This is a genomic window from Nocardioides sp. JQ2195 (assembly GCF_012272695.1).
Taxonomy (GTDB): Bacteria; Actinomycetota; Actinomycetes; order Propionibacteriales; family Nocardioidaceae; genus Nocardioides.
Window position 1 is genome coordinate 895,762 of record NZ_CP050902.1, and the last position, 23,594, is coordinate 919,355.

26 protein-coding genes are annotated in these 23,594 nt (G+C 70.0%); 8 read left to right on the forward strand and 18 right to left on the reverse strand.

The features are described 5' to 3' along the window. The first annotated feature begins 29 nt into the window (after positions 1-29). Complete coding sequence (locus ncot_RS04185) at positions 30-1,112, forward strand: adenosine deaminase (RefSeq protein WP_168616475.1); 1,083 nt, start codon at positions 30-32, stop codon at positions 1,110-1,112. Positions 1,113-1,114: 2 nt separating this feature from the next. Here ncot_RS04185 and ncot_RS04190 read toward each other — a convergent pair whose 3' ends face one another. Together ncot_RS04190 and ncot_RS04195 are read right to left on the reverse strand one after the other, a co-directional pair. After that, positions 1,115-1,648: a hypothetical protein gene (locus ncot_RS04190; protein WP_168616476.1), complete on the reverse strand. Its 534-nt coding sequence runs from the start codon at positions 1,646-1,648 to the stop codon at positions 1,115-1,117. 5 nt (positions 1,649-1,653) lie between these two features. Then, on the reverse strand, positions 1,654-2,274 hold the full coding sequence (locus tag ncot_RS04195; RefSeq protein WP_168616477.1) for an ATP-binding protein: 621 nt from the start codon (positions 2,272-2,274) through the stop codon (positions 1,654-1,656). Positions 2,275-2,380: 106 nt separating this feature from the next. On the opposite strand from ncot_RS04195, the gene ncot_RS04200 reads away from it, so the two are divergent. Further along, positions 2,381-3,988 (forward strand): substrate-binding domain-containing protein, encoded by a 1,608-nt coding sequence (locus tag ncot_RS04200; protein ID WP_168616478.1) that lies wholly within the window; start codon positions 2,381-2,383, stop codon positions 3,986-3,988. 73 nt (positions 3,989-4,061) lie between these two features. On the opposite strand, the gene ncot_RS04205 is transcribed toward ncot_RS04200, so the two are convergent. From ncot_RS04205 to deoC, 3 genes are read right to left on the reverse strand one after another with little or no spacing between them, the layout of a single operon-like run. Further along, the gene (locus ncot_RS04205; RefSeq protein WP_168616479.1) at positions 4,062-4,931 is read right to left on the reverse strand and encodes an aldehyde dehydrogenase family protein; all 870 of its coding nucleotides are present in this window, start codon (positions 4,929-4,931) and stop codon (positions 4,062-4,064) included. Continuing rightward, a complete protein-coding gene (locus ncot_RS04210; protein WP_206065143.1) occupies positions 4,931-6,403 on the reverse strand; it encodes an aldehyde dehydrogenase family protein in 1,473 nt (490 codons plus the stop codon). The genes ncot_RS04205 and ncot_RS04210 overlap by 1 nt, the downstream gene beginning before the upstream one ends. A 9-nt stretch (positions 6,404-6,412) precedes the next feature. Continuing rightward, entirely contained in the window at positions 6,413-7,420 is a 1,008-nt protein-coding gene (deoC, locus tag ncot_RS04215) for a deoxyribose-phosphate aldolase (RefSeq protein ID WP_168616480.1), read from the reverse strand. 54 nt (positions 7,421-7,474) lie between these two features. Here deoC and ncot_RS04220 point away from each other — a divergent pair, with 54 nt between their 5' ends. Further along, entirely contained in the window at positions 7,475-8,026 is a 552-nt protein-coding gene (locus ncot_RS04220) for a hypothetical protein (protein WP_168616481.1), read from the forward strand. Between the two features lie 83 nt (positions 8,027-8,109). On the opposite strand, the gene ncot_RS04225 is transcribed toward ncot_RS04220, so the two are convergent. Beyond that, a complete protein-coding gene (locus tag ncot_RS04225; protein WP_168616482.1) occupies positions 8,110-9,792 on the reverse strand; it encodes a phospho-sugar mutase in 1,683 nt (560 codons plus the stop codon). 209 nt (positions 9,793-10,001) lie between these two features. Then, positions 10,002-10,814: a crotonase/enoyl-CoA hydratase family protein gene (locus tag ncot_RS04230; protein ID WP_168616483.1), complete on the reverse strand. Its 813-nt coding sequence runs from the start codon at positions 10,812-10,814 to the stop codon at positions 10,002-10,004. Positions 10,815-10,860: 46 nt separating this feature from the next. Here ncot_RS04230 and ncot_RS04235 point away from each other — a divergent pair, with 46 nt between their 5' ends. Together ncot_RS04235 and ncot_RS04240 are read left to right on the forward strand one after the other, a co-directional pair. After that, on the forward strand, positions 10,861-11,400 hold the full coding sequence (locus tag ncot_RS04235; protein ID WP_168616484.1) for a HEAT repeat domain-containing protein: 540 nt from the start codon (positions 10,861-10,863) through the stop codon (positions 11,398-11,400). After that, a complete protein-coding gene (locus ncot_RS04240) occupies positions 11,397-11,834 on the forward strand; it encodes an SRPBCC family protein (RefSeq protein WP_168616485.1) in 438 nt (145 codons plus the stop codon). Before ncot_RS04235 ends, ncot_RS04240 begins: the two co-directional genes overlap by 4 nt. A gap of 44 nt (positions 11,835-11,878) precedes the next feature. On the opposite strand, the gene ncot_RS04245 is transcribed toward ncot_RS04240, so the two are convergent. The 6 genes from ncot_RS04245 to ncot_RS04270 form a co-directional block, all read right to left on the reverse strand. Next, positions 11,879-12,370 (reverse strand): VOC family protein, encoded by a 492-nt coding sequence (locus tag ncot_RS04245; protein ID WP_168616486.1) that lies wholly within the window; start codon positions 12,368-12,370, stop codon positions 11,879-11,881. A gap of 38 nt (positions 12,371-12,408) precedes the next feature. Beyond that, complete coding sequence (locus ncot_RS04250; RefSeq protein ID WP_168616487.1) at positions 12,409-12,909, reverse strand: DUF664 domain-containing protein; 501 nt, start codon at positions 12,907-12,909, stop codon at positions 12,409-12,411. Between the two features lie 25 nt (positions 12,910-12,934). Beyond that, entirely contained in the window at positions 12,935-13,936 is a 1,002-nt protein-coding gene (locus ncot_RS04255; RefSeq protein ID WP_168616488.1) for an aldo/keto reductase, read from the reverse strand. A gap of 87 nt (positions 13,937-14,023) precedes the next feature. Further along, positions 14,024-14,821: an NAD(P)-dependent oxidoreductase gene (locus ncot_RS04260; protein ID WP_168616489.1), complete on the reverse strand. Its 798-nt coding sequence runs from the start codon at positions 14,819-14,821 to the stop codon at positions 14,024-14,026. Between the two features lie 11 nt (positions 14,822-14,832). After that, positions 14,833-15,642: a purine-nucleoside phosphorylase gene (locus ncot_RS04265; protein WP_240938057.1), complete on the reverse strand. Its 810-nt coding sequence runs from the start codon at positions 15,640-15,642 to the stop codon at positions 14,833-14,835. An 80-nt stretch (positions 15,643-15,722) separates the two neighbouring features. Beyond that, complete coding sequence (locus ncot_RS04270; RefSeq protein ID WP_168616491.1) at positions 15,723-16,175, reverse strand: gamma-glutamylcyclotransferase; 453 nt, start codon at positions 16,173-16,175, stop codon at positions 15,723-15,725. A gap of 38 nt (positions 16,176-16,213) precedes the next feature. On the opposite strand from ncot_RS04270, the gene lpdA reads away from it, so the two are divergent. Both lpdA and ncot_RS04280 read left to right on the forward strand, forming a co-directional pair. Beyond that, a complete protein-coding gene (gene lpdA, locus ncot_RS04275) occupies positions 16,214-17,632 on the forward strand; it encodes a dihydrolipoyl dehydrogenase (RefSeq protein ID WP_240938158.1) in 1,419 nt (472 codons plus the stop codon). 4 nt (positions 17,633-17,636) lie between these two features. Continuing rightward, entirely contained in the window at positions 17,637-19,049 is a 1,413-nt protein-coding gene (locus ncot_RS04280) for an NAD(P)H-quinone dehydrogenase (protein ID WP_168616493.1), read from the forward strand. 4 nt (positions 19,050-19,053) lie between these two features. On the opposite strand, the gene ncot_RS19590 is transcribed toward ncot_RS04280, so the two are convergent. From ncot_RS19590 to ncot_RS04290, 3 genes are read right to left on the reverse strand one after another with little or no spacing between them, the layout of a single operon-like run. Continuing rightward, entirely contained in the window at positions 19,054-19,383 is a 330-nt protein-coding gene (locus tag ncot_RS19590) for an AAA family ATPase (protein ID WP_240938058.1), read from the reverse strand. Continuing rightward, positions 19,370-19,786 carry an AAA family ATPase gene (locus tag ncot_RS19595; RefSeq protein WP_240938059.1) on the reverse strand — a complete coding sequence of 139 codons (417 nt, stop codon included), beginning with the start codon at positions 19,784-19,786 and terminating at the stop codon, positions 19,370-19,372. The genes ncot_RS19590 and ncot_RS19595 overlap by 14 nt, the downstream gene beginning before the upstream one ends. Positions 19,787-19,822: 36 nt before the next feature. Beyond that, entirely contained in the window at positions 19,823-20,731 is a 909-nt protein-coding gene (locus ncot_RS04290) for a hypothetical protein (RefSeq protein ID WP_168616494.1), read from the reverse strand. Between the two features lie 131 nt (positions 20,732-20,862). Between ncot_RS04290 and ncot_RS04295 the strand changes: the two genes are divergently transcribed. Continuing rightward, a complete protein-coding gene (locus ncot_RS04295) occupies positions 20,863-22,089 on the forward strand; it encodes a SpoIID/LytB domain-containing protein (RefSeq protein WP_168616495.1) in 1,227 nt (408 codons plus the stop codon). Between the two features lie 12 nt (positions 22,090-22,101). On the opposite strand, the gene ncot_RS04300 is transcribed toward ncot_RS04295, so the two are convergent. Together ncot_RS04300 and ncot_RS04305 are read right to left on the reverse strand one after the other, a co-directional pair. After that, positions 22,102-23,157 carry a MerR family transcriptional regulator gene (locus ncot_RS04300; RefSeq protein WP_168616496.1) on the reverse strand — a complete coding sequence of 352 codons (1,056 nt, stop codon included), beginning with the start codon at positions 23,155-23,157 and terminating at the stop codon, positions 22,102-22,104. A gap of 75 nt (positions 23,158-23,232) precedes the next feature. Next, complete coding sequence (locus ncot_RS04305; protein WP_240938060.1) at positions 23,233-23,481, reverse strand: biotin/lipoyl-containing protein; 249 nt, start codon at positions 23,479-23,481, stop codon at positions 23,233-23,235. Positions 23,482-23,594 lie beyond the last annotated feature (113 nt).

Sequence of the window (23,594 nt, forward strand, 5' to 3'; positions counted from 1 at the left end):
CGTGGAGGAGGTGGTGCAAGGATGGTGAGATGCTGAAGCCGTCACCCACGCGCGACCAGGTCCGTCAGGCCCCGAAGGTCCTGCTGCACGACCACCTCGACGGCGGGCTGCGTCCCGCGACGGTGGCCGAGCTGGCCGCCGAGATCGGCCACGAGCTGCCGGTCGACGATGCGGGCGACCTCGGCCAGTGGTTCGCCGACGCGGCCAACTCGGGGTCGTTGGTGCGCTACCTGGAGACCTTCGACCACACCGTTGCCGTGATGCAGACCGGAGCTGCCCTGAGCCGCGTCGCCCGCGAGTGCGTCGAGGACCTGGTTGCCGATGGAGTGGTCTACGCAGAGATCCGCTACGCCCCCGAGCAGCACGTGTCCAACGGTCTCACCCTCGACGAGGTCGTCGCCGCGGTGCAGGAGGGCTTCGACGAGGCCGTGGCAGCGACGGGGCAACGCATCGTGGTCCGCCAGCTGCTCACCGCCATGCGGCACCAGGCACGCTCGATGGAGATCGCCCAGCTGGCGATCGCCTGGCGCGACCGCGGCGTCGCCGGCTTCGACATCGCCGGCGCCGAGGACGGGTTCCCGCCGACCCGACACCTGGATGCCTTCGAATACCTGCAGCGGGAGAACGCGCACTTCACGATCCACGCCGGTGAGGCGTTCGGGCTGCCCTCGATCTGGCAGGCGATCCAGTGGTGCGGCGCCGATCGGCTGGGCCACGGGGTCCGCATCATCGACGACATCACGGTCCACGACGACGGATCGGTCGAGCTGGGCCGGTTGGCTGCCTACGTCCGCGACCAGCGCATCCCGCTGGAGATGTGCCCCTGGTCGAACATCCAGACCGGCGCGGCGACGTCGATCGCCGAGCACCCGATCGGGTTGCTCACCAGGTTGAAGTTCCGGGTCACGGTCAACACCGACAACCGCCTGATGAGCGGCACGTCGATGACCCGGGAGATGACCTCGCTCGTGGAGGCCTTCGGCTACGGGCTCGACGAGCTGCAGTGGTTCACCCTGAACGCGATGAAGTCCGCGTTCCTCCCGTTCGACGAACGGTTGGCGATCATCAACGACGTCATCAAGCCGGGGTACGCCGCCCTCGCCGCCGGCTGAGCTCAGCGCTCCGGCAGGACCGCGATCCAGGGGTGTGACCAGCCGGCGATGCTCAGGTGGGCACCGAGGAAACGCTCCCGGGTGAAGGTGACACGTCGACCACACGACGGGTCGTAGGTGGTCAGGTTCCCGTCGAGCACCAGCACGACGTGGCGGGGCAGCCACGCGTTGCCGACGTAGAGCGCCACCTCGTGCCCGCCGTCCGCCGCCGCCTCGATCGAGTCGAGGCAACGCTGGCGGGCCGTGGGCAGCACGAGTCGTGAGTGGTACGGCGTGTCCGTGATCACCGACAGCTCGCGGGCGACCGCCCACGGAGGAGTGCCGAGCGCCTGTGGCCAGGGCAGCTGCGAGCGCCCCAGCGCATCCGCGACTCCGGTGACCCGCCGGTGCACGGCCAACGTCTCCTGCTCGAAGCGGGCGGGCGTGTCGACGTACGTCGCGTAGTCGGCGTCGTGCAGCAACCGGGCCACCACCACGACGGCGGCTCCGCACGAGCGCTGGTCCGGCTGCAGCAGGGGCTGCCCGAAGGGATCCACGGGACTCAGTCGACCTCGGTCGTCGTGGCGCCGGCGACCAGTGCGCTGATCTCGCGGAACGCCTCTTCGGGGCGCACCTGCCGACACCCCTTGCCCACGGCGTCAGCGACCACCGCGCGCTGGCCCCGCCAGAGGGCCACGCCACGTCGCACCAGCACCAGCGGTGGCTTCCTGCGCTCGCGCAGGTCGCGGGTCAGGCGACGCCAGAAGGTCCTGGCCGGATGCTGGGTCACGCAGAACGCCGCGGCCAGCAGGCCGGCTTCACGGCACGGCTGCACGACGTCCTGGGCGAAGATGCCCTCGGCCAGGAAGAAGGCCGAGCCGCCCAGGTCCAAGGGCTGGGTGCCGCAGCGTCCGTCGCGGGAGATGTCGTAGACCGGGACCGACGCCCGGCCGGTGCGGCACAGCTCGGTCATCGTCGCGAGGGCGTCGTCGGGCAGCCAGGAATCGGGGTGGTCCCAGTCGACCAGGCCTGCATTGGCCCCCGAGACCAGTCGCGGCAGCGTGGGGTCGGAGCCGTCCTTGTAGAAGTCGTCGAGCCTCAGCACCGGCACGCCGAGCCGCTCGGCGAGATGGGACTTCCCGGCTCCGGAGGGACCGGCGAGGACAAGGACACGTGAACGCACGGAGGACATTGTGCCTCCTGCCTGTGGACGGATATTTCACAGGCGGACAGGCGTCGATTAACCTCACGTCGGGGAAATTGCACAATTCGTGCGTTTGGGAGGCGTCATGAGTGGTGGTTCGCACGCGCTTGAGCGCGCGCCGCGCAACCGGTGGCTGTTGTGGACGGGGCTGGTCGTCCTGGTCCTGCTGCTTGCCGCAGCGCTGGTCTGGCGGGGACTTGCCGACGACGAGGACCCGAGCGCGTGCGCGACGGTGGCCGATGCACGGCTCGCCGCCTCCCCTGACATCGCCCCTGCCCTGGCGGCAGCGGCCGCTTCCCTGGAGGATCAGGGCGGCTGCGCATCCGTCGACGTGGTGGCAGTCCCGTCCGACGAGGTGTTCACCCGGTTGACCACCCGCTCCGGTGACATCCCCGACCTGTGGGTGCCCGACTCGGACGTGTGGACCCAACAGCTGGCCGGCAACGGCGTGACCGCTGAGACCGTGGTGCCGGCCCTCGCCACGAGTCCTGTGGTCCTGGCCGGGGGACCGGCCGCTGAGGCCCCCGCGTCATGGCTGGCCGCGGCGACGTCGGGCCAGCTGGAGATGCTGCACCCGCTGGACTCCACACCCTCCGCCCTCGCCCTGATCGCGCTGCGCGCCGAGCAGTCGAAGACGGGGGCCTCCACCTCCGACCTGCAGGCCGGCCTGGTCACCGCGGCCCAGCACTACGCGGCGCAGTCTCCCGGTCAGGAGGCTGACAAGCTGCTGGCGTCGGTCACGGCGTCCACGAAGCGGCTGATCCCCGTCTCCGAGCAGGAGTTCTTGGCGGCCAGGCGTGACAACCGGAGCCTGCAGGCGACGTTGCCCGAGACCGGCACCATCATCCAGAAGTACCCTCTCCTCTCCCTGCCGGGGCACAGCCAGGAGTCCCAGTCCGCGATGGCCGAGCTCGTCGAGTTCATCCAGCGTCCCCAGGGCGCCGTCGCCCTGGGTGAGCACGGCTTCCGGGGCCCGGACGGCGCTGCCCTGCCCGACCGTGGCGTCGGGGGCATCACCGAGCTGGCCGTGCCGGACCGTGCGGAGGTCGAGGACGACCTGCGCACGTGGCAGGTGCTGGCGGTGCCCTCGAGCATGCTGGTGGTCCTCGATGCCTCCGGATCGATGGACTTCGCGACCAGTGACGGCACCCGGATGCAGCTGGCGGCCGAGGCCGCCGCCAAGGCGCTGGTCACCTTCCCGGACGCCACCCGCATCGGGCTGTGGTTGTTCTCCGTCGACCAGGGCGGCCCCGGAGTCGACCATCGGGAGATGGCGCCCCTGCGTCGACTCGACAGGACAGTGGGCGACCTGACCCAGCGAGAGGTCCTCGGACGGAGGATCAACGAGGCCTTGGACCTCACCACCGGCGGCACCGGTCTCTACGACACCACGTTGGCGGCCTACCGTGACGCCCTGCGCAACTACGACGAGGACTACTTCAACGCGGTCGTGCTGCTGACGGACGGAGCCAACGACGACCCGGGCTCCATCGACCTCGAGGAGCTGCTCAGCACGCTGCGGTCGGAGCTCGACTCGGCCAAGCCGGTCCGGGTGATCGCCATCGGCATCTCGGAGGACGCCGACATGGCAGCCCTCAAGAAGATTGCCGGGGCGACCGGTGGGCAGGCCTTCGCGGCACGCGACCCACGTGACATCCTCACCGTCGTGTCACAGGCGCTCCTGGCCCGCTGACCCTGCGCAACGTCATACGCACCGGTGCCCCCGACCACCGGAGCGTATGACGTTGCGCGAGATGGGTTGCTGCTCAGCTGCCGATCGGGTGCCAGACGGTCTTGGTCTCCAGGACGCCGGTCATCCGGTCGATGCCCGGGTCCACGGCCCAGTCAGGCTCGGTGGCCGGAGCGCGGCGTACGCGCTTGAGGTTCTCGGCGGCCGCCTGCTCGAGGGCGACAGCCAGCTCGGTGTCACCGGCGACCCCGGTGAGGTCGATGGCGTTGACGTCCATGTGGCCGGCCAGCCACGGCCCGGTGGTCGCTGCGCTTCCGGTGAGGATGTTGACCACCCCGCCGGGCACGTCGGAGGTGGCGAGCACCTCCGCGAAGGTCACCGCCGGCAGTGGCCGCTCGTAGGAGGAGGTGACCACCACGGTGTTGCCGACCACGATGGCGGGAGCCACCACGCTGACCAGGCCGAGCAGGCTGGACTCCTGCGGGGCCAGGATGGCCACGACGCCCGTGGGCTCAGGGGTCGAGAGGTTGAAGAACGGCCCGGCGACCGGGTTCGCTCCGCCCACGACCTGCGTGATCTTGTCGGCCCATCCGGCGTACCAGACCAGCCGGTCGATCGCCTGGTCGACGATCTTGTTCGCCTGGGCGGCGGTGCGGCCCTCGGACCGCTGGACGGCGTCGACGAACTGCGGGCGGCGGTCCTCCATCACCTCCGCGACGCGGTAGAGGATCTGGGCGCGGTTGTAGGCAGTTCGGCCGGACCAGCCGGCGAATGCCTTGCGCGCCGCGACCACGGCGTCGCGGGCGTCCTTGCGGGAGGCCAGGGATGCGTTGGCCATGAACTTCCCCTTCGCGTCGTTCACGACATAGGAGTAGCCCGACTCCGAGCGCGGGAACGCGCCGCCGATGTAGAGCTTGTAGGTCTTGCGGACATCGACCCGAGCCATCAGTTGGCTCCCTTCAGGTAGGCCTCGAGGCCGTGTCGGCCACCCTCACGGCCGTAGCCGGACTCCTTGTAACCACCGAACGGGCTGGTCGGGTCGAACTTGTTGAACGTGTTGGCCCAGACCACCCCGGCGCGCAGCTGGTTGGCCATCGAGAGGATCCGCGAACCCTTGTCGGTCCAGACCCCCGCCGAGAGGCCGTACGGCGTGTTGTTGGCCTTCTCGACCGCCTCACTGGGCGTGCGGAAGGTCAGCACCGAGAGCACCGGCCCGAAGATCTCCTCGCGGGCGATGCGGTGGGCCTGGGTGACGCCGGTGAACACGGTCGGCGGGAACCAGAAGCCGTGGGTGGGCAGCTCGCAGGCGGGCGACCAGCGCCCAGCGCCCTCGTCCTCGCCGATCGCGGACAGCTCCTTGATGCGGGACAGCTGCTCCGCGGAGTTGATGGCGCCCACGTCGGTGTTCTTGTCGAGCGGGTCGCCGACGCGCAGGGTCGACATGCGTCGCTTGAGCCGCTCGAGCACCTCGTCGGCGACGCTCTCCTGCACCAGAAGGCGGCTGCCGGCACAGCAGACGTGGCCCTGGTTGAAGAAGATGCCGTTGACGATGCCCTCGATCGCCTGGTCCATCGGCGCGTCGTCGAAGACGATGTTGGCCGCCTTGCCGCCGAGCTCGAGGGTGACCTTCTTGTCGGTGCCGGCGACGGACTTGGCGATCGCACGACCCACGTCGGTGGAGCCGGTGAAGGCCACCTTGTCGACGTCGTCGTGCTCGACCAGGGAGCGTCCGGTCTCGCCGGCTCCGGTGATGATGTTGACGACACCGGGCGGCAGGTCTGCCTGCTGGCAGATCTCGGCGAACAGCAGCGCGGTCAGGGGAGTGGTCTCCGCGGGCTTGAGCACGACGGTGTTGCCGGCGGCCAGGGCCGGTGCGATCTTCCACGACAGCATCAGCAGCGGGAAGTTCCACGGGATCACCTGGGCGGCGACGCCCAGGGACTGGGTGCCGAAGCCGGAGTACTCGAGCTTGTCAGCCCATCCGGCGTAGTAGAAGAAGTAGGCAGCCGCGATGGGTACGTCGACGTCGCGCGACTCCTTGATCGGCTTGCCGTTGTCGATCGACTCGAGCACGGAGAGCTCGCGTCCACGCTCCTGCATGATGCGTGCGATGCGGTAGAGGTACTTCGCCCGCTCCTTGCCCGGCATCCGGCTCCACACGCGTGAGTGCGCGCGACGGGCGGCCCTGACTGCGGTGTCGACGTCGGCCGCGCTGGCCTCGGAGACCTCGGCCAGCACCTCTTCGGTGGCCGGGTTGATGGTCTTGAACGCGGTGCCGGCGCCGTCGACGAACTCACCGTTGACGAACAGTCCGTAGGAGGCCTTGATGTCGACGATGCTGCGGGACTCGGGGGCCGGTGCGTAGTCGAACACGGCGGCCGCGGCCCGGGTCGTGGTGTTCTTGGTGGTCGTTGCCATGAGTGCGCCTCAGTCCAGGGTGAAGTAGTCGGGACCGGGATAGCGGGCGGCCCCCTCGGATGTGTACCGGATCTTGGTGCGCTGCATCAGCAGCTCGTTGAGCAAGGAGGATGCGCCGAAGCGGAACCAGTCGGGGTCGAGCCAGTCGGGTCCGGCGACCTCGTTGACGGTCACGAGGTACTTGATCGCGTCCTTGGTGGTGCGGATGCCGCCGGCCGGCTTCACGCCGACCATCTGCCCGGTGGCCTCGCGGAAGTCGCGCACGGCCTCGAGCATGATCATCGTGACCGGCAGGGTGGCTGCCGGCTGCACCTTGCCGGTGGAGGTCTTGATGAAGTGGCCACCGGCCATCATCGCCAACCAGGAGGCGCGGCGTACGTTGTCGTAGGTCTGCAGCTCACCGGTCTCGAAGATCACCTTGAGGTGGGCACTCTGACCATTGGGCCGGGCACACGCTTCCCTGACTGCGACGATCTCGTCGTAGACGTCGAGGTAGCGACCGGAGAGGAACGCACCACGGTCGATCACCATGTCGATCTCGTCGGCGCCGGCCTCGACCGCGTCACGGGTGTCGGCCAGCTTGATGTCGAGGGCGGCGCGGCCACTCGGGAACGCCGTGGCCACAGCAGCCACGTTGATCCCGCTGTCACCCAACGTCTCCTTGGCGATGCCGACCATGTCGGGATAGACGCACACCGCGGCGGTCTGCGGGCAGGTCGGGTCGGCCGGGTCCGGCCGCATCGCCTTGTTGGCCAGGGCACGCACCTTGCCGGGGGTGTCCTGGCCCTCGAGCGTGGTCAGGTCGACCATGCGGATGGCGAGGTCGATCGCGAATTCCTTGGCGGTCGTCTTGATCGACCTGGTGCCGAGTGAGGCGGCGCGGGCGTCGGCGCCGACCTGGTCGACCCCGGGGAGGCCGTGCAGGAACCGTCGCAGCGAGCTCTCCGACGAGGTGATGTCGGAGAAGTTCGCGGCTGCACTCGACGCTGAGGCAGGAGCGGTTGAATTGGTGGTCACCCGCCCAGCATAGAGTTCAATGGGTGGTGTCAGGCAATCAAAGTGGAGACTTCGATGAGTGAGCAACGGTCCCGCAAGTTCGGGGCCAACAACGGGGTCGGTCTCGGGTGGTTCGTGCTGCTCCTCGGAGTGATCTCGATCGCCGTCCTGGTGGCGACCGGGATGGCCGCCTCGGGCTTCTCCCTGATCGCCGGGATCGTCCTGGTGATGGCAGTGGTCTGGGCGATCATCCTGCGTCCCTCGGTCATGACGCGCGGTGACGACCTGGTGCTGCGCCACTCGTTCAGCGACGTCTCCATCCCGCTGGCGGCGGTGCGCAGTGTGCAGGTGCGCCTGTTCATGGTGGTCTCGGTCGGCGACCGGAACTACCACTCCTCGGCGATCGGACGCACCCGCAAGCAGGTGGTGCACCACGGCGCCCGCAGCGAGACCACCGTCGGTGGGCCTGACCTGGCCGATCTCGTCGAGGACCAGCTCAACGAGCTCGCGGCGAACGCGCGACGCGACAAGCTGCCCACGGAGCCGATCACCCGCACCCCCGCCTGGCTGCCGATCGCCCTCGTCCTGCTGCTGGCCCTGGTGCTGGTCGCCTCCGTGCTGCTCTGACCGAGCCATCTGTCCGCACGCTCGGGTGGCGCTCAGCCCTCAGAACCACTCGACCGTGCAGAGGGTTCACAGCCGGCGGGCGCTCAGATGCCGGCCGCTTCCTTGATGCCGTTGCGCAGCGCGTCGAGCCGCCCGACGGCCACGATGCGCGCCGCACCGACGGCGTCGCGAACGGCATCCGGTGAGTCGGCGCCCTCGACCGGCACGACGACCTCGAGATAGCACTTGATCTTCGGCTCGGTCCCGCTGGGACGAACGATGACTCGGGCTCCGTCGGCGAGCCGGTAACGCAGGCCATCGGTGGGGGGCAGGTCGGGTGTGCCGAGGCTGAGGTCCTCCACGCTCTCCACGGCGAGACCACCGAGCACCGCGGGTGGGTTGTCGCGCAGGCGGGCCATGGCAGCACCGATCTCGGCCAGGTTGGACACCCGGGCCGAGAGCTGGTCGGTCGCGTGCAGTCCGTGGCGCACGGCGATGTCGTCGAGCAGGTCCGACAGCGCCAGGCCCTCCGCCTTGGCCCGGGCCGCGATGTCACAGAGCAGCAACAGGGCGGAGACACCGTCCTTGTCCTTGACCTGGGCCGGGTCGACGCAGTAGCCCAGGGCCTCTTCGTAGCCGAACGCGAGTCCCTCCAGGCGGCCGATCCACTTGAAGCCGGTGAGCGTCTCGGCGTACTCCTGTCCTGCTTCGGCGGCGAGCTTGCCGAGCAGTGAGGAGGAGACGATCGAGCAGGCGTAGACGCCCTGCTTGCCCGAGCGCAGGAGGTGGTCGCCCAGGAGCGCGCCCACCTCGTCACCACGCAGCATCCGCCAGCCGTGGGGGCCGGCGACGGCAGCGGCGCACCGGTCGGCGTCCGGGTCGTTGGCCACCACCAGGTCGGCGTCGACCTCCGAGGCGAGGGCCATGGCGAGGTCCATCGCTCCCGGCTCCTCGGGGTTCGGGAAGGCGACCGTCGAGAAATCGGGATCGGGTTCCGCCTGCTGGGGGACCACCGAGGGCGCTGCGAAGCCGGCGTCGTCGAGCACGCGCAGGACCGAGCTGTTGCCCACGCCGTGCAGGGGCGTGTAGACCAGCTTCAGGCCCGCGCGGTCGTGGGCCGGTGCGTCGTCGACCACGCGGCCCACGGTGGCGAGGTATTCGTCGAGGACGGACCCGTCGAGCTGTTCACCGGGCTCGCCGCGAGGCACGTCGGCCAAGGCGCCGACGGCATCGATCTGCGCGGCGATCTCGACGTCCGCGGGCGGCACGATCTGGCTGCCGTCCCCGAGGTAGACCTTGTAGCCGTTGTCCTCGGGTGGGTTGTGGCTGGCGGTGACCATGACACCGGCGACACAACCCAGTCGGCGGATGGACCAGGCGAGCAGGGGCGTGGGCAGCTGGCCGGGCAGCAGCAGGGCACGGAGGCCCGCACCGGTCATCACCTCGGCCGTGTCGCGGGCGAAGACGTCCGAGTTGTGCCGGGCGTCGTAGCCGATCACGACGGCATCGCCGGGGCCGGCGCCGTTCGCCCTGAGGTACGCCGCGAGCCCGGCTGCCGCGCGGATCACCACGATCCGGTTCATCCGGTTGGGACCGGCGCCGAGCGCGCCGCGCAGGCCCGCGGTGCCGAACTCGAGCATGCCGGAGAACCTGTCCGCCAGGTCGGCCGAGGCAGCCGGGTCGCCGGCCTCGACGGCGGCGACCACCTTCTCGAGCTCGACACGGGTGACGTCGTCGGGGTCCTCGGTGGCCCACGCGCGGGCTCGCTCCAGCAGCTGTTCAGTCATGCAAGCGAGGTTAGGGCATGGCGCTCGGTTCCATGACCTGTCGTGCGCCGGTCCTTGGTGTCCGGGCGTTCCTGACAGGGCACTCCCGCGACGGGGCGCAGCCGGCCGGGCCGGGCCCAGCGGTCGCTGCCGGGCCCAGCGACGGGCTCTGCGGTCTGGCTCAGCGACGGGCTCTGCGGTCGGGCTCAGCGACCAGGTTCAGCGCCGGGTCAGCGACGACCGCGGGGCCCGAAGACAGGGGCCACCTTCTTGAACGCGGCCGTGCGGGCCCTGGCGGTGTTGGCGGTGGCCAGCAGGAAGACCTGCTCGGCGCGTTCGCGGGAGAAGGTGCGGCGGGCGCTGTCGGTGAAGGACCGGTTGAACAGGCGCTTCGCCGCGGCCAGTGCGTCGGGTGACTTCGTCGCCAGCTCCTGGGCGAAGGCCTCGGCGGCAGCCACCGGGTCTGCGGCAACCTCTCCGACCAGTCCGAGGTCGTGTGCCTCCTTGCCCGAGACCACCTGGGCGGTCATCGTCAGGCGCTTGGCGGTCTCGATGCCGACGACCTCCGAGAGCGACCGGATCCCCGACATGTCCGGGATCAGTCCCCAACGTCCCTCGAGGACGGACCACTGCGAGTCAGGGGTGGCGATCCGGAAGTCGGCGGCCAGGGCGATCTGGATGCCGCCGCCGTAGCAGTGGCCGTGCACGGCCGCGATCACCGGAACGGGCAGCCGGCGCCACGCCCAGCAGGCCTCCTGGAACTTGTTGGTGCCCAGCAGCGGGTTCGGCAGGAACGCGCCGATGATGCCGGTCGGCTTCTTGAGGACGGACGCGAAGTCGAGCCCCGCGCAGAACGCATCGCCGGAGCCGGAGATGATCACCGCGCGCAGGGTGCGGTCGCGACGCAGCTCCCGGGCGGTCCCGATCAGCTCGTCCAGCGTCTGGAGAGTGAGCGCGTTGAGCTTGTCGGGCCGGTCCAGCCGCACGTGGGCGATGCCCTCGGAGACGGAGCAGGTGACCAGGGCGTTCGCGGAGTCGGGCATGCCCCAAGGCTAGGTGCTCCGGCACGACTGTGGTCATGATGGGGACGTGATTCCCGCCCCATCCGACCTGACGAGGCCGATCGGCCTGCTCGTCCCCGAGCTGGCCGGACACCTCGGGGTGGACGCGACCGTCGAGCTGGCCTGCGACCTGCTGGGCGGGGCTGATCCGGCGGCGTACCAGCAGGAGATCGTCTACCTGACCGGTCACCGGGACCCGCACGACGACTGGGCCGACCACTGGCCGAGGGTCTGGGGTGCCCGGGCGCTGATGTATGTCTGGGACGACCGCGCCACCACCGCGGTCATCGCCGGCCTGGCGGACCCTGCATGGCGGGTGGCGGAGATGTGCCTGAAGGTGTCGAGCCGGCGCGAGCTGCCTCGGGCGGGCGACGCGGCGGCGAGGTTGTCCGGCCATGAGCTGGCGCGGGTGCGAGCCCAGGCAGTGCGGTTCCTCGGGCTGGTCGGTGACACCGAGCACGTCGGCCACGTGCGTCGCGCCCAGGACGACCCTGACGGGAACGTACGACGAGCAGCGGTGCGGGCCCTGGACCTGATGGCCATCCGGCTCGACCTGGTCGACCCATGAGCCGGCACTTCCGCTTCGGTGGCGAGTGGTTGGTCGACGAACCGCACGAGGACCTGCACGATCGGTTGGTCGACCTCGAGCACTACCCGGACTGGTGGCCGGAGGTCCGCGCCGTGGCCAGCCTGGGAGACGACGACGCGTTGGTCGTGGTCCGCTCCCGGTTGCCCTACGACCTGGAGCTGCACCTGCACGCCGTGCACCGCCGAGGCGACCTGCTCGAGACCACCGTCGACGGTGACCTCGTCGGCTGGGTCCGCTGGCGGATGACCCCGGTCGACGAGCGTCGGACCCGGCTCGCGTTCGAGCAGGAGGTCGAGGTCGCGGGTCGACTGCTCGGCCTGGCGGCCCACGTCGCCAGACCGTTGCTGGTGTGGAACCACAACCGGATGATGGGCTCGGCCGTGCGTCGGATCGCCTCCGCGTCGAGGGCATGACCCGACCGCGGGCCTGCGCGGGACCACGGGCCGGGCGGGTGCGGTCAGGCCACGCAGAACTCGTTGCCCTCGGGGTCGGCCATCAGCACGAAGTAGCCCTCGACCGCAGCCGCGCCGTCGGAGTCCTCGCGCACCGCGTCGGAGAAGTCGTCGGGGAAACGTCGGATCACCGAGGCGCCCGCCGTGAGCAGCTCCTCGACCGTGGCCTCGACCAATCGCCTGCGCTCCTCCACGGGGAGCGACCTGTCGCGCCTCGTGGGGAAGAGGTCGAAGTGGAAGCGGTTCTTCAGGGTCTTCCTCTCCGGCACGATCTGGAACCAGATCGGTGGACCGCCACCGGTGGGATCGTGGATCCGGTCACTGCCGTCACCGTTGGCATCGAGCTCGTGCTCGGGCACGCCGATCGAGGCGTAGTAGTCGTTCCACGTGTCGAATCCCTCGGGTGGAGGCTGCACCTCGTACCCCAGGGCGGGCGCCCAGAACTTCACCAGGACGCCCGGGTCGTTGGAATCGATCGTCAGCTGCCAGTCCACCATGGCTCCAGCCTCGCAGACATCCGGAGGAGGCGTCGGGTTCAGGCGAGGAGGCCACGGACGTAGGCAGCCTGTCCGACGTGCTGGGCGCAGTCGTCGACCACGCTGACCAACCGGACACCGAGCGTGACCGCGGGGTCCCAGCGCGTGTCGACCACGCGGTCGAGGTCGGCGTCGCCCAGCCCCGCGACGTACCCGACGGTCTGCTCGTGCACCGCGGCGAGGTACGCCGCCAGCAGCCCGGCGTCGGCGCGGACGGCGCCCACCTGCTCGGACGAGTGGCCGTAGCCGGTGTCGTCCGGAGGGAACGGCAGGGCGAAGCGTTCGACGAACCCCTGCGCCGTCCACACCTGTTCGAGCTCGGCGACGTCGGCGACGTGGTCGTCCTGCACCCGGGTGAGGTGCCAGAGCAGCCAGGCGATCGAGTTGGCCTCCGGCCCCGGACGGTGGGTGAGCTGTTGCTCGGTGAGTCCCTCGAGGGCGGCAGTCCCGCCCTCGAGCGAGCGTCCGAAGCCGTCGATCAGCAGGTCGGCTGTGTTCACGTGTCACTCCTCGGTGTGGAATCCCTCATCGGTTGACGCTGCTCATGTCGACGTAGCGATCACCCATGACCGCGTCCCGCGGGACGGCTGCGGAGAGATCGGCCAGGTTGTTGTCGTCCAGCGACAACGCGGCCGCGCCGACGTTCTCCTCCAGGTAGGCGATCCGCTTGGTGCCGGGGATCGGCACCACGTCGTCGCCCTGGGCGAGCACCCAGGCCAGGGCCAGCTGTCCGGGTGTTGCCCCGAGGCGGGCCGCGATCTCCTCGACGCGGCGCACCAGCACCAGGTTGGCCCGCAGCGCCTCGCCCTGGAACCGCGGGAACCGGCCCTGCTTGCGGGAGTCCCCGGACTCCAGGGTCTCCGGGGTGACGCCCCCGGTCAGCAGTCCGCGACCGAGCGGGGAGTAGGGGACCAGGCCGATGCCCAGCTCGCGCAGCGTCGGCAGGATCTCGTCCTCGACGTCACGGGTGAACAGGGAGTACTCGCTCTGCAGTGCGGTGATGGGGTGCACGGCATGGGCACGTCGGATGGTTCCGGCGGAGGCCTCGGAGAGCCCGAGGTGACGGACCTTGCCCTCGGCGACGAGCCCGGCCATCGCGCCGACGGTCTCCTCGATCGACACGGTCGGGTCGACCCGGTGCTGGTAGTAGAGGTCGATGTGGTCGACGCCCAGCCGGTGCAGTGACGCGTGGCAGGCCTCGCGGACGTACTCGGGAGTTCCGTTGATGCGCACCCACGAACCGTCGGGGTTGCGCTGGTTGCCGAACTTGGTGGCCAGCTGCACGTCGTCGCGCCGGCCGCGGATGGCCTGGCCGACCAGGTGCTCGTTGGTGAACGGGCCGTACATGTCGGCGGTGTCGAGGAAGCTGACGCCCAGGTCGAGGGCGCGGTGGATCGTGGCGAGCCCATGGGTCTCCGACGTGGTTCCGTAGAACTCCGACATGCCCATGCAGCCGAGGCCCATGGCGGAGACGGTGAGCGGATCGGCGGTACCCAGCGTCCGGGTGCCCAACGGTGTGGTGGTCATGCCTCCAGTCAACTCCGCCGGTCAAGGACACGGCGCCGGGCAACAGCCACGAGCTGCACGGCCGCCCGAGAGAAGGCCCGGACGGGATCAGCGCGGGTCGAAGGCCGGACGGTGGAACTGCTCGGTGGCGAACGGGCCACCGACGTGGGCGGCCTCGGCCGGGTCCTCGACGCGCGTCGGCAACCGGTCGGCGAAGTCGGCCGCGTCGTCCTGGGGGTGGTAGCCGATCCGCCGCCCCGGCTCGAGGTCCCACCACGCCTCGGTGTTGGCGGAGATCCCGTAGACCACCGCGAACCCCGGGGCCGTCGCGGTGAGGGCGGCGTGGACCATCCGGACGCAGTCGTCGTGGGAGAGCCAGGTGGCCAGATGGCGACGTGTCGTGGGCTCGGGGAGGAAGGAACCGATCCGACAGGCGACGGCGTCGATGCCGTAGCGGTCGACGTGGAGCCGCAGCACGGCCTCGGCGGCAACCTTCCCGACACCGTAGAACGTGTCGGGCCGGGGGAGGGCGTCGTCGGAGACGAGGTCGCGTCGCGGGGTGCCGCCGACTGCGTGGTTGGACGACGCGTAGACGATGCGGCTGACCTGGTGGACCTGCATGGCGTCGAGCAGGGCTGCCGTGGTGATCACGTGGGAGGCCAGTGACTCGCGGAGGCCGGCCTCGTCCGGGAAGCCGGCCAGGTGCACGACGGCATCGAGCGGCTGGGCGGCGAAGGCGTCGAGCACGGCATCCGGGTCGGTGCAGTCAGCGGTGTGCCAAGCGCCCTCGAAGCCGTCGGGCGCCGGCAACCGGTCGAACCCGATGACGTCGTGGCCGCGGTCGAGGAGGCCGAGCGTGACCACCTGGCCGATGCTGCCGGCGGCGCCGGTGACGAGGACCTTCATGGGGCGGCCGGTCAGATCCGCGGAACGATGCGGCCGAGCAGCTCGCCCATGCGGGTGGCCGCGGCCCGACCCGCCTCGAGCACCTCCTGGTGGTTCAGCGGTTGGCCGCTGAGCCCGGCGGCGAGATTGGTGACCAGGCTGATCCCGAGCACCTCCATGCCCGCCTCACGGGCGGCGATCGCCTCCAGGGTGGTGCTCATGCCGACCAGGTCGCCGCCGATGGCGCGCACCATGGTGATCTCGGCCGGCGTCTCGTAGTGCGGGCCGGGGAACTGCACGTAGACGCCCTCGTCGAGGGACGGGTCGATCTCGCGACAGGCGGCCCGCAGTCGGGGGCTGTAGAGGTCGGTGAGGTCGACGAAGTTCGCGCCCTCGATCGGCGAGGTGGCCGTCAGGTTGATGTGGTCGCTGATCAGCACCGGTTGGCCGGGTCGCCAGCCCTCGCGCAGGCCGCCACAGCCGTTGGTCAGCACGATCGCCCTGCATCCTGCGGCGGCCGCCGTGCGCACCGGGTGGACGACTGCGGCGACGCCCTTGCCCTCGTAGAAGTGGGTGCGGCTCAGGAAGACCAGCAGGTTGCGATCGCCCGACCGGATGCTGCGGATCTTGCCGGAGTGTCCGGCCACGGCGGCCGCGTTGAAGCCGGGCAGGTCGGTGGTGTCGATCTCGGCCGTCGCCTCGCCCAAGGCGTCGACGGCCGGCAACCAGCCCGAGCCGAGCACCAGTGCGACGTCGTGCTGCTCGACGCCGGTCGCGGAGCGGAGTGCGGCTGCCGCGTCGGCGGCCAGTGCCTTGTTGGGGTTCTCATCAGTCTGGGCCACGGCAGGCACTCTAGCCCTCGAGAACGCTGCGCCGGGAGGTGTGCGTGGCGAGTCCCGACCCCGGGGGTGCGACGAGCGGGTCAGAGGCCGGTGGAGCGGCAGGAGCGTGCGCGGAGGGCACTGACGTAGTCGTCGGGAGCTCCGGCCGCCTCGGCGGAGTCGGAGAGGACTCCGATGTGGTACGCCGAGGGGAGGCCGCCCTCGAAGGCGTCGAGCACGTAGGCCCAGACGACCAGCTCGCCGGTCAGCGTCGCCACCCGGACCTTCGTCTTGCGATAGAGCCCGGTGTCGGCCGACTCCCAGCCGTCCAGTGCTGACTCGTCCTCGGAGGTCAGGTCGTAGACGGCCACGAACACCCGCTCGAAGGAGTCCTGGACGATCGTGGTGAGGGCGCCGTCCCAGCCGTGCTCCTCACCGCCGAAGGTGAGCCGCCAACCCTCCAACCACCCGGTGGTGCGCAGGATGGAATGCGGACACCGCTCGCTCATGCGGGCGGGATCGAGGTTCGTCCCGTAGGCGGCGTACAGAGTCACGGGGTTCAGGTTAGTGGGTCGGCCGCCAGGGTCGTAGGCTGTGCCTCGTGACCCACTTCAATGTTCTCGTCCTTGGTGCCGGTCCTGGTGGCTACGTCGCGGCGATCCGCGCAGCCCAGCTCGGCCAGTCCGTCGCGGTCGTCGAGGAGAAGTACTGGGGCGGTGTCTGCCTCAACGTCGGCTGCATCCCGTCCAAGGCGCTCCTCAAGAACGCCGAGCTCGCCCACACGCTCACGCACGAGAAGGCGAAGTTCGGCATCGAGGGCGACGCCACGATGTCCTTCGGTCCGACGCACAAGCGCTCGCGCCAGGTGTCGGCCGGCATCGTCAAGGGCGTCCACTTCCTGATGAAGAAGAACAAGATCACCGAGGTCAACGGCTTCGGCACGCTCAAGGGCGCCGTCGACGGCAAGCAGACTGTCGAGGTGAAGGACGCCGAGGGCAACGCCACGACCTACACCTGCGACAACCTGATCATCGCCGCGGGCGCCAAGGTGCGCCTGGTGCCGGGCCTCGAGCTCAGCCAGAACGTGGTGACCTACGAGGAGCAGATCCTCGACGAGAACCTGCCGAAGTCGATCGTGATCGGTGGTTCGGGTGCCATCGGCGTCGAGTTCGCCTACGTGATGAAGAACTTCGGCGTCGCCGTGACGATCGTGGAGTTCCTCGACCGGATGGTGCCCACCGAGGACGCCGACGTGTCCAAGGAGCTGCTGAAGCACTACAAGAAGCTGGGCATCAACGTGATGCTCTCCACCAAGGTGGAGAAGGTCGAGGACACCGGGTCCGGTGTCAAGGTGACGGTCAGCCCGGCTGGTGGCGGCGATGCGGAGGTCATCGAGGCCGACAAGATGCTGGCCGCCTTCGGCTTTGCCCCGCGCGTCGAGGGCTATGGCCTCGAGACCGCCGGTGTCGAGCTGACCGAGCGCGGCGCCATCGCCGTCGACGGGCGCGGACGCACCAACGTCTCCGGCATCTATGCGATCGGTGACGTCACCGGCAAGATGATGCTGGCCCACGCCGCCGAGGCGATGGGCATCGTCGCGGCGGAGACCATCGCCGACGCCGAGACCATCGAGATCGACTTCGACATGATCCCGCGGGCGACCTACTGCCAGCCGCAGATCGGTTCCTTCGGCTACTCCGAGGCCCAGGCCAAGGAGAAGGGGTACGACGTCAAGACCGCTACGTTCCCGTTCACCGCCAACGGCAAGGCCCAGGGCCTCGGCGAGGCAGTGGGCTTCGTCAAGGTCGTCGCCGACGCCGAGCACAACGAGATCCTCGGTGCCCACATGATCGGACCCGACGTCACCGAGCAGCTCCCGGTGCTCACCCTCGCCCAGAAGTGGGACCTGACCGCCGACGAGGTGGCGCGCAACGTGTTCGCCCACCCGACGCTGTCCGAGGCCGTCAAGGAAGCCGTGCACGGCATCGCCGGCCACATGATCAACTTCTGAGCCGATGACCAGCTCTGAGCGCGTCGTCATCATCGGTGGCGGTCCCGGCGGCTACGAGTCGGCGCTGGTGGCCGCGCAGCTCGGTGCCGACGTGACCGTGGTCGACTGCGACGGCATCGGCGGCAGCGCGGTGCTGACCGACTGTGTGCCGAGCAAGACCCTGATCGCCACCGCCGAGGTGATGACGGAGGTGACCGACGCCGCCGAGCTCGGTGTGGTCTTCGAGGACGCGGCCGGCGACGTGGCCAGCAAGGTCAAGGTCGACCTGGCCAAGCTCAACGCGCGGGTCCTGCGGCTGGCGGGCGAGCAGTCCGCCGACATCGCTCGGCGCCTCGAGCGTGAAGGGGTCAAGGTCGTCCAGGGCCGCGGACGACTCGGCGCTGCCCAGAAGGGCTCCCACCGGGTCGTGGTCACCGCCGCCGACGGAGCCGAGCAGGAGCTCGGCGCAGACACGGTGCTCGTGGCGACGGGAGCCTCGCCGCGCACCCTTCCCTCGGCCCAGCCTGACGGCGAGCGCATCCTGACCTGGGAGCAGGTCTACGACCTCACCGAGGTGCCCCAGAAGCTGGTCGTGGTCGGCTCCGGTGTCACGGGTGCCGAGTTCGCCTCTGCCTACTTGGCCCTCGGCATCGACGTCACCCTGGTCTCCTCGCGGGACCGAGTGCTGCCGGGCGAGGACGCTGACGCCTCCGCCGTGCTCGAGGACGTCGCCAAGCGGCGCGGGATGCAGGTGCTGTCGAAGTCGCGGATGGAGTCGGTGACCCGCGACGGCGACACGGTCACCGTCACCCTGACCGACGGCCGCACGGTCTCCGGCTCCCACTGCATCCTGGCCCTCGGCTCGATCCCCAACACCGCCGACCTCGGGCTCGAGGACGCCGGCGTGGAGGTCGACGACGGTGGTTTCATCAAGGTCGACAAGGTCTCGCGCACGTCGGCGCGCGGCGTCTACGCCGCCGGCGACTGCACGGGCGTGCTCATGCTGGCCTCGGTCGCGGCCATGCAGGGACGCATCGCGATGTGGCACGTGCTCGGCGACGCCGTGGCCCCGCTCGACCTGCGCAAGGTCTCGTCCAACGTCTTCACCGCCCCCGAGATCGCGACGGTCGGTTGCTCGCAGAAGGCCGTCGACGAGGGCGAGATCGTGGCCGAGGTCGTGATGCTCAAGCTGGCGGGCAACCCTCGCGCCAAGATGCAGGGCGTTCACGACGGGTTCGTGAAGCTGTTCTGTCGCCCCGGCACCGGCACGGTGGTCGGAGGCGTGGTGGTGGGGCCGCGGGCCTCCGAGCTGATCCACCCGATCTCCATCGCGGTGTCGGAGAAGCTGACTGCCGACCAGGTGGCCCAGGTGTTCACCGTCTACCCGTCGATGTCCGGCTCGATCGCCGAGGCGGCCCGACGGCTGCACAACGTCTGAGCGGTCAGTCGTCCTCCAGGGTGTGCCGGAGATAGCGCATCGGGGCGTCGAGGTAGGCCTTCCAGTGGTGGACGAGCTCCAGCTCGTCCCAGGTCGTCTCGCGCAGGCCCCATTCGCCGACCTCGATGATGTGCGCGCCCGGCATCGCAGCCAGGACCGGGGAGTGGGTTGCGCACAGCACCTGGCCGCCCTCAGCAGCGATGTCGTGCAACGTGCGGATCAGGCTCAGCGTCGAGCCGAACGACAACGCGGCCTCGGGCTCGTCGAGGCAGTAGAAGCTGGGTGAGGTGAACTTGCGCCGGAGCACCTCGAGGAACGACTCACCGTGGCTCATCGCGTGGTAGTCGACGTCGTACCGGGGGGTCGCCGTACTCGTCCATGTAGGTGTACCACCCGTGCATGGTCTCGGCCCGGAGGAAGAAGCCCCACCGCCCGCTCCCGATGCCGCGCTGGATCAGAAGGTTCTCGTGCAGCGATGACTCGCTCGTTCGGGTGCGGTGCTGGCCATGGGCGCTACCTCCCTCGGGCGAGAGACCGTAGGCGAGCGCTATGGACTCGACCAGCGTCGACTTGCCGGAGCCGTTCTCGCCGACCAGGAACGTCACGCCCGCCGGGAGGACGAGGCCCTGCTTCAGCAGGTGGGCCACGGCTGGGATCGTGAGGGGCCACGTGGCGGGATCCAGGTCGGTCCCGGGGTCCCGGCTGACCCGCACGACGGGTGGTTGGCGCGGCTTCACGACGCCACTGTGACAGGTGGAGCCGGCCGGCGGGGATCAGAAGTCGAAGCCACCGAAGTCGAAGCCTCCGCCCACGTCGCCGCCACCGAAGTCACCACCGAAGTCACCGCCACCGGCGTCGCCGCCGCCGAAGTCACCGCCGGCGTCACCGCCGCCGAAGTCACCACCAGCGTCACCGCCGCCGGGATCGGACCAGTCACCGCCGTCGCCTCCGGTCCCCGAGATATCCCCGCCGTCACCCCCGCCGTCACCCGTGCCGTCGCCGGAGGTGATCGCCGGGTCCCAGATGCCACTCATCATCGAGCCGATCAGGAACGCGGGGAACAGGCCGTTCATCGCATAGGCGCCGTAGTAGCCGTCGGCGTAGGCGCCGTACGCGGGCCCGCCCTGGTACCAGGGCACCATGCGGTTCCCGTTGCGCACCTGGCGCACGTCGGGCTCGGCACCGGCGGTGAGCCGGTCGGCGTCGGCCAGGCAGACCGGGATCTCCCGTTGCTGCCCGCCCGGCGGTGCCCAGAGCACGTCGGTCTGCGCCGGTCCGTGGCGGGGATTGAAGAAGCACGGAGGCCGTCGCTGGGGGAGCGGCTCGTCGTCCTGCCGGGCCAGCACGCAAGCCTGGGCGTAGCGACCGTCCTCGAGCACACGGGTCACGGCGGAGACCTCGGCCGGGTCGTCCACGTCGTGGAGCAGCGCCTTGGCGCTCTCGTAGGAGTCGAGGGCGCGTTGGTAGTCCTGGCGCATCGGCACGTCGAGCTCGGTGGCCAAGGTGTCGATGTGCAGCTCGGTCAGCTCCTCGCCGAAGCGGGTCACGTCCTCCTCGACGACCTTCTTCACCTTCTGCAGCTCGGCGTCGCGGCGTTGCTGGAGAGCTCGCTGGTCCCGCGCACGAACGAGGAGCAGCGCAACCACGGCTGCCACGGCCACTGCCACCATCAACCACTCCATGACCCGACGCTAGCAAGGCTCCGGAAAGTACAGGCCTGTAGTTCGACCGAACCTGTGGACAGGCGGTGTGCGCCGTGTTTGGCTCAACTGTCCCACCGGACACAGCAGCCCCACAGTCACCGGAGAGCTCCATGCGGCGTACGTTCCTGATCGCGGTCTCGAGTGCTGCCCTGGCGCTCCCGGCGAGCATCTCGACGGGTCACGCGACCGTGGCCACGACGGTCGCGATCGCGCGTGACGGGATCAGCGTCAGCCAGACCTATCCGATGCCGGCGCGGGGCAAGGTGGCCATCGTGGGTCACGGCTACGGCCACGGGCACGGGATGTCGCAGTACGGCGCCGAGGGCGCCGCGCGGCAAGGGCTCGGGTGGCGCGAGATCGTCGGCTTCTACTACCCGGGAACCGAGGTCGCCCGGGACAAGGGGCGGATCGCCGTACTGATCAGCGCCGACACCAGCCCCGACGTGGTGGTGGAGCATCGCAGCCGGCTCAGGGTCACCAAGGAGTCGACCGGAGTGGTGCACGAGGTGCCCGACCGGGGGGACGGCCTGTGGAGGCTGGTGCCGGCCAAGGACCCGTCCCGCACGAAGGTGCAGTTCCACGACGGGGGCTGGAAGCGGTGGATGGCCTTCGACGGCAGCGTCAGCTTCTCGGCGGCAGGTCGGCCGGTCCGGCTCCGTCTCGGCAGTTCCACGCAGGCCTACCGCGGTCGCTTGATCTCGGCGATCCCGACTCCGGGCTCGACCGATCGGGACACGGTGAACTCGGTGGATCTCGACACCTACGTCAGGGGCGTGGTCCCGGCCGAGATGCCAGCCACGTGGACGCCCGCCGCGGTGCAGGCGCAGGCGGTCGCGGCGCGCACCTACGGGGCCTACGAGAAGGCCCACCCGCGTGCCGGGCACTACCAGATCTGCGACACCACGGCCTGTCAGGTCTATCGCGGGGTCTCGGGCGAGCACCCGAGCGCGGACGCCGCCGTCAGGGAGACCCGGGGACGCATCCTCACGCACCAGGACGAACCCGCGTTCACGCAGTTCAGCTCGAGCAGCGGTGGCTGGACCTCGGCCAACCAGTTCCCCTACCTCCCGGCCAAGAAGGATCCGTACGACGGGTGGTCGGGAAACCCGAACCACACGTGGCGCACGTCGGTCGACGTGTCCCGGATCGAGCGGGCCTGGCCGGCCATCGGCAACCTCAGGTCGATCAAGGTCACCCGCCGCGACGGCAACGGCCAGTGGAAGGGTCGCATCGAGTCCCTGACCCTGGTCGGGGGCAAGCGCAACGTGACGATCTCCGGCGACAGCCTGCGGTTCGCCCTGGGGCTCAAGTCGACCTGGCTCACCTTCAAGCCCTGAGTGCGTGGCGGATCAGCCTTCGCTGATCGCGATCACCACCACGGTGTGGTTGTCGGGAGCCCCTGCGTCCTCGACCGCCGCGGAGATCCTTGCTGCGACGGTGTCCGGGTCTCCGGGTGCGACCAGCATCTCGTCCAGCTCAGCCGCCTGCAGGACCGAGTGGACACCGTCGGTGGTGAGCACCAGCCGGTCTCCGGGACGCACGGTGGTCAGCCCGATGTCGGGGACGGACGGGGCACCGGGAGCCAGGGCCCGGTTGATCAGCATGCGCTTCGGGTGGGCCGCGGCCTCCTCCTCGTTGAGCCGCCCCTCGGCGACGAGCTCGGCCACCATGGTGTGGTCACGGGTCAGTCGCCGGACCGTCCCGTCGCGGACCAGGTGGATGCGCGCGTCGCCGACGTGTGCGGTGATCGCGCTGCCCTGGTGGAGCCAGAGCGCCGTCAGCGTCGTGCCGTCCGACTCGGCCACCTCCTCCAGGACTGCCGCGGCCGCCCGGGCGACCGCCGCCTCGATCTCGGCGGCAGGGTCGGTGGTGTGGCAGTCCTCCAGTCCCACGAGTGTCTCCAACGCCCGCGACGAGACGTCGTCGTGGTTGCCGAACCCGTCGGCCACCGCGAAGAGTCCGGCTCCGGTGAGGACCGCATCCTGTTGGCTCCTGCGGGCACCCTGGCGGTGGCGGTGTGCCGCACTGGCGGTGAGCTCGGGGTGGGTGGGGTGGGTGGTGTTCATGGGGGTCTTCCTCTCGTGCATCCTGGCGACGAGTCCGACCAGCGTCGTGCGGCGCGAGGCGTGGTCCGCCTCGGCCTGGCGCCAGTAGGCCTCGATCTCCACGGCCGCAGCTTCATCCGGCAGGAGGATGACCTGCCGGATCCGGGCCAGCGGCATCCCGACCAGCCGCAGGCCGGCCACCAGCCGGGCCCGGGGGAGCTGGGCAGGCGCATAGCGACGGTAGCCGTTGAACGGGTCCACCTCGGCCGGGGTCAGCAGTCCGAGCTCGTCGTAGAGGCGCAACGCCTTCGCGCTCAGCCCCGACTCCCCGGCGAAGTCGCCGATGTTCATGAGTGCCATGTGGAGATCCTCGTCCCCGGTGACGTTCACCGGTCCGGTGACGGTGCACCTTTCCCCAAGGAGAGTCAACAGTCCTCAGAGGACGATGAGCAGGTCCCCGCCCTCGACCGACTGGGGGTCGGCGATCGCCAGCCGTGAGACCGTGCCGTCGACAGGTGCGGTGATCACCGCCTCCATCTTCATCGCCTCGATGAGGGCGACGGGGTCGCCCGCACGGACTCGGTCACCCTCGGAGACCAGGGGGGTCACCACGCCCACGAACGGTGCCGCGACCTGGCTGACCACGCCGGGCACGGCCTTCTCGTGGGCGGTCGTCGGGAACACGTCCGTGAGGATACTCGACGAGCTGGCGCCGGATCACGGTTGCCGGGAGGCTGAGATGCGGGGTCGACGCGTGACAGCAGCCACGACGGAGTCGGGGGCCGATGCCCTAGAGT

Coding starts and splice junctions, on each gene's coding strand:
- ncot_RS04280 (WP_168616493.1), top strand. CDS start 17,637: ATGACCAGCTCTGAGCGCGTCGTCATCATCGGTGGCGGTCCCGGCGGC.
- ncot_RS04290 (WP_168616494.1), bottom strand. CDS start 20,731: ATGGAGTGGTTGATGGTGGCAGTGGCCGTGGCAGCCGTGGTTGCGCTG.
- ncot_RS04300 (WP_168616496.1), bottom strand. CDS start 23,157: ATGGCACTCATGAACATCGGCGACTTCGCCGGGGAGTCGGGGCTGAGC.
- ncot_RS04225 (WP_168616482.1), bottom strand. CDS start 9,792: ATGACTGAACAGCTGCTGGAGCGAGCCCGCGCGTGGGCCACCGAGGAC.
- ncot_RS04240 (WP_168616485.1), top strand. CDS start 11,397: ATGAGCCGGCACTTCCGCTTCGGTGGCGAGTGGTTGGTCGACGAACCG.
- ncot_RS04205 (WP_168616479.1), bottom strand. CDS start 4,931: ATGGCTCGGGTCGATGTCCGCAAGACCTACAAGCTCTACATCGGCGGC.
- ncot_RS04260 (WP_168616489.1), bottom strand. CDS start 14,821: ATGAAGGTCCTCGTCACCGGCGCCGCCGGCAGCATCGGCCAGGTGGTC.
- ncot_RS04220 (WP_168616481.1), top strand. CDS start 7,475: ATGAGTGAGCAACGGTCCCGCAAGTTCGGGGCCAACAACGGGGTCGGT.
- ncot_RS04255 (WP_168616488.1), bottom strand. CDS start 13,936: ATGACCACCACACCGTTGGGCACCCGGACGCTGGGTACCGCCGATCCG.
- ncot_RS04200 (WP_168616478.1), top strand. CDS start 2,381: ATGAGTGGTGGTTCGCACGCGCTTGAGCGCGCGCCGCGCAACCGGTGG.
- ncot_RS04245 (WP_168616486.1), bottom strand. CDS start 12,370: ATGGTGGACTGGCAGCTGACGATCGATTCCAACGACCCGGGCGTCCTG.
- ncot_RS04185 (WP_168616475.1), top strand. CDS start 30: ATGCTGAAGCCGTCACCCACGCGCGACCAGGTCCGTCAGGCCCCGAAG.
- ncot_RS04230 (WP_168616483.1), bottom strand. CDS start 10,814: ATGCCCGACTCCGCGAACGCCCTGGTCACCTGCTCCGTCTCCGAGGGC.
- ncot_RS04210 (WP_206065143.1), bottom strand. CDS start 6,403: ATGGCAACGACCACCAAGAACACCACGACCCGGGCCGCGGCCGCCGTG.
- ncot_RS04295 (WP_168616495.1), top strand. CDS start 20,863: ATGCGGCGTACGTTCCTGATCGCGGTCTCGAGTGCTGCCCTGGCGCTC.
- ncot_RS19590 (WP_240938058.1), bottom strand. CDS start 19,383: ATGAGCCACGGTGAGTCGTTCCTCGAGGTGCTCCGGCGCAAGTTCACC.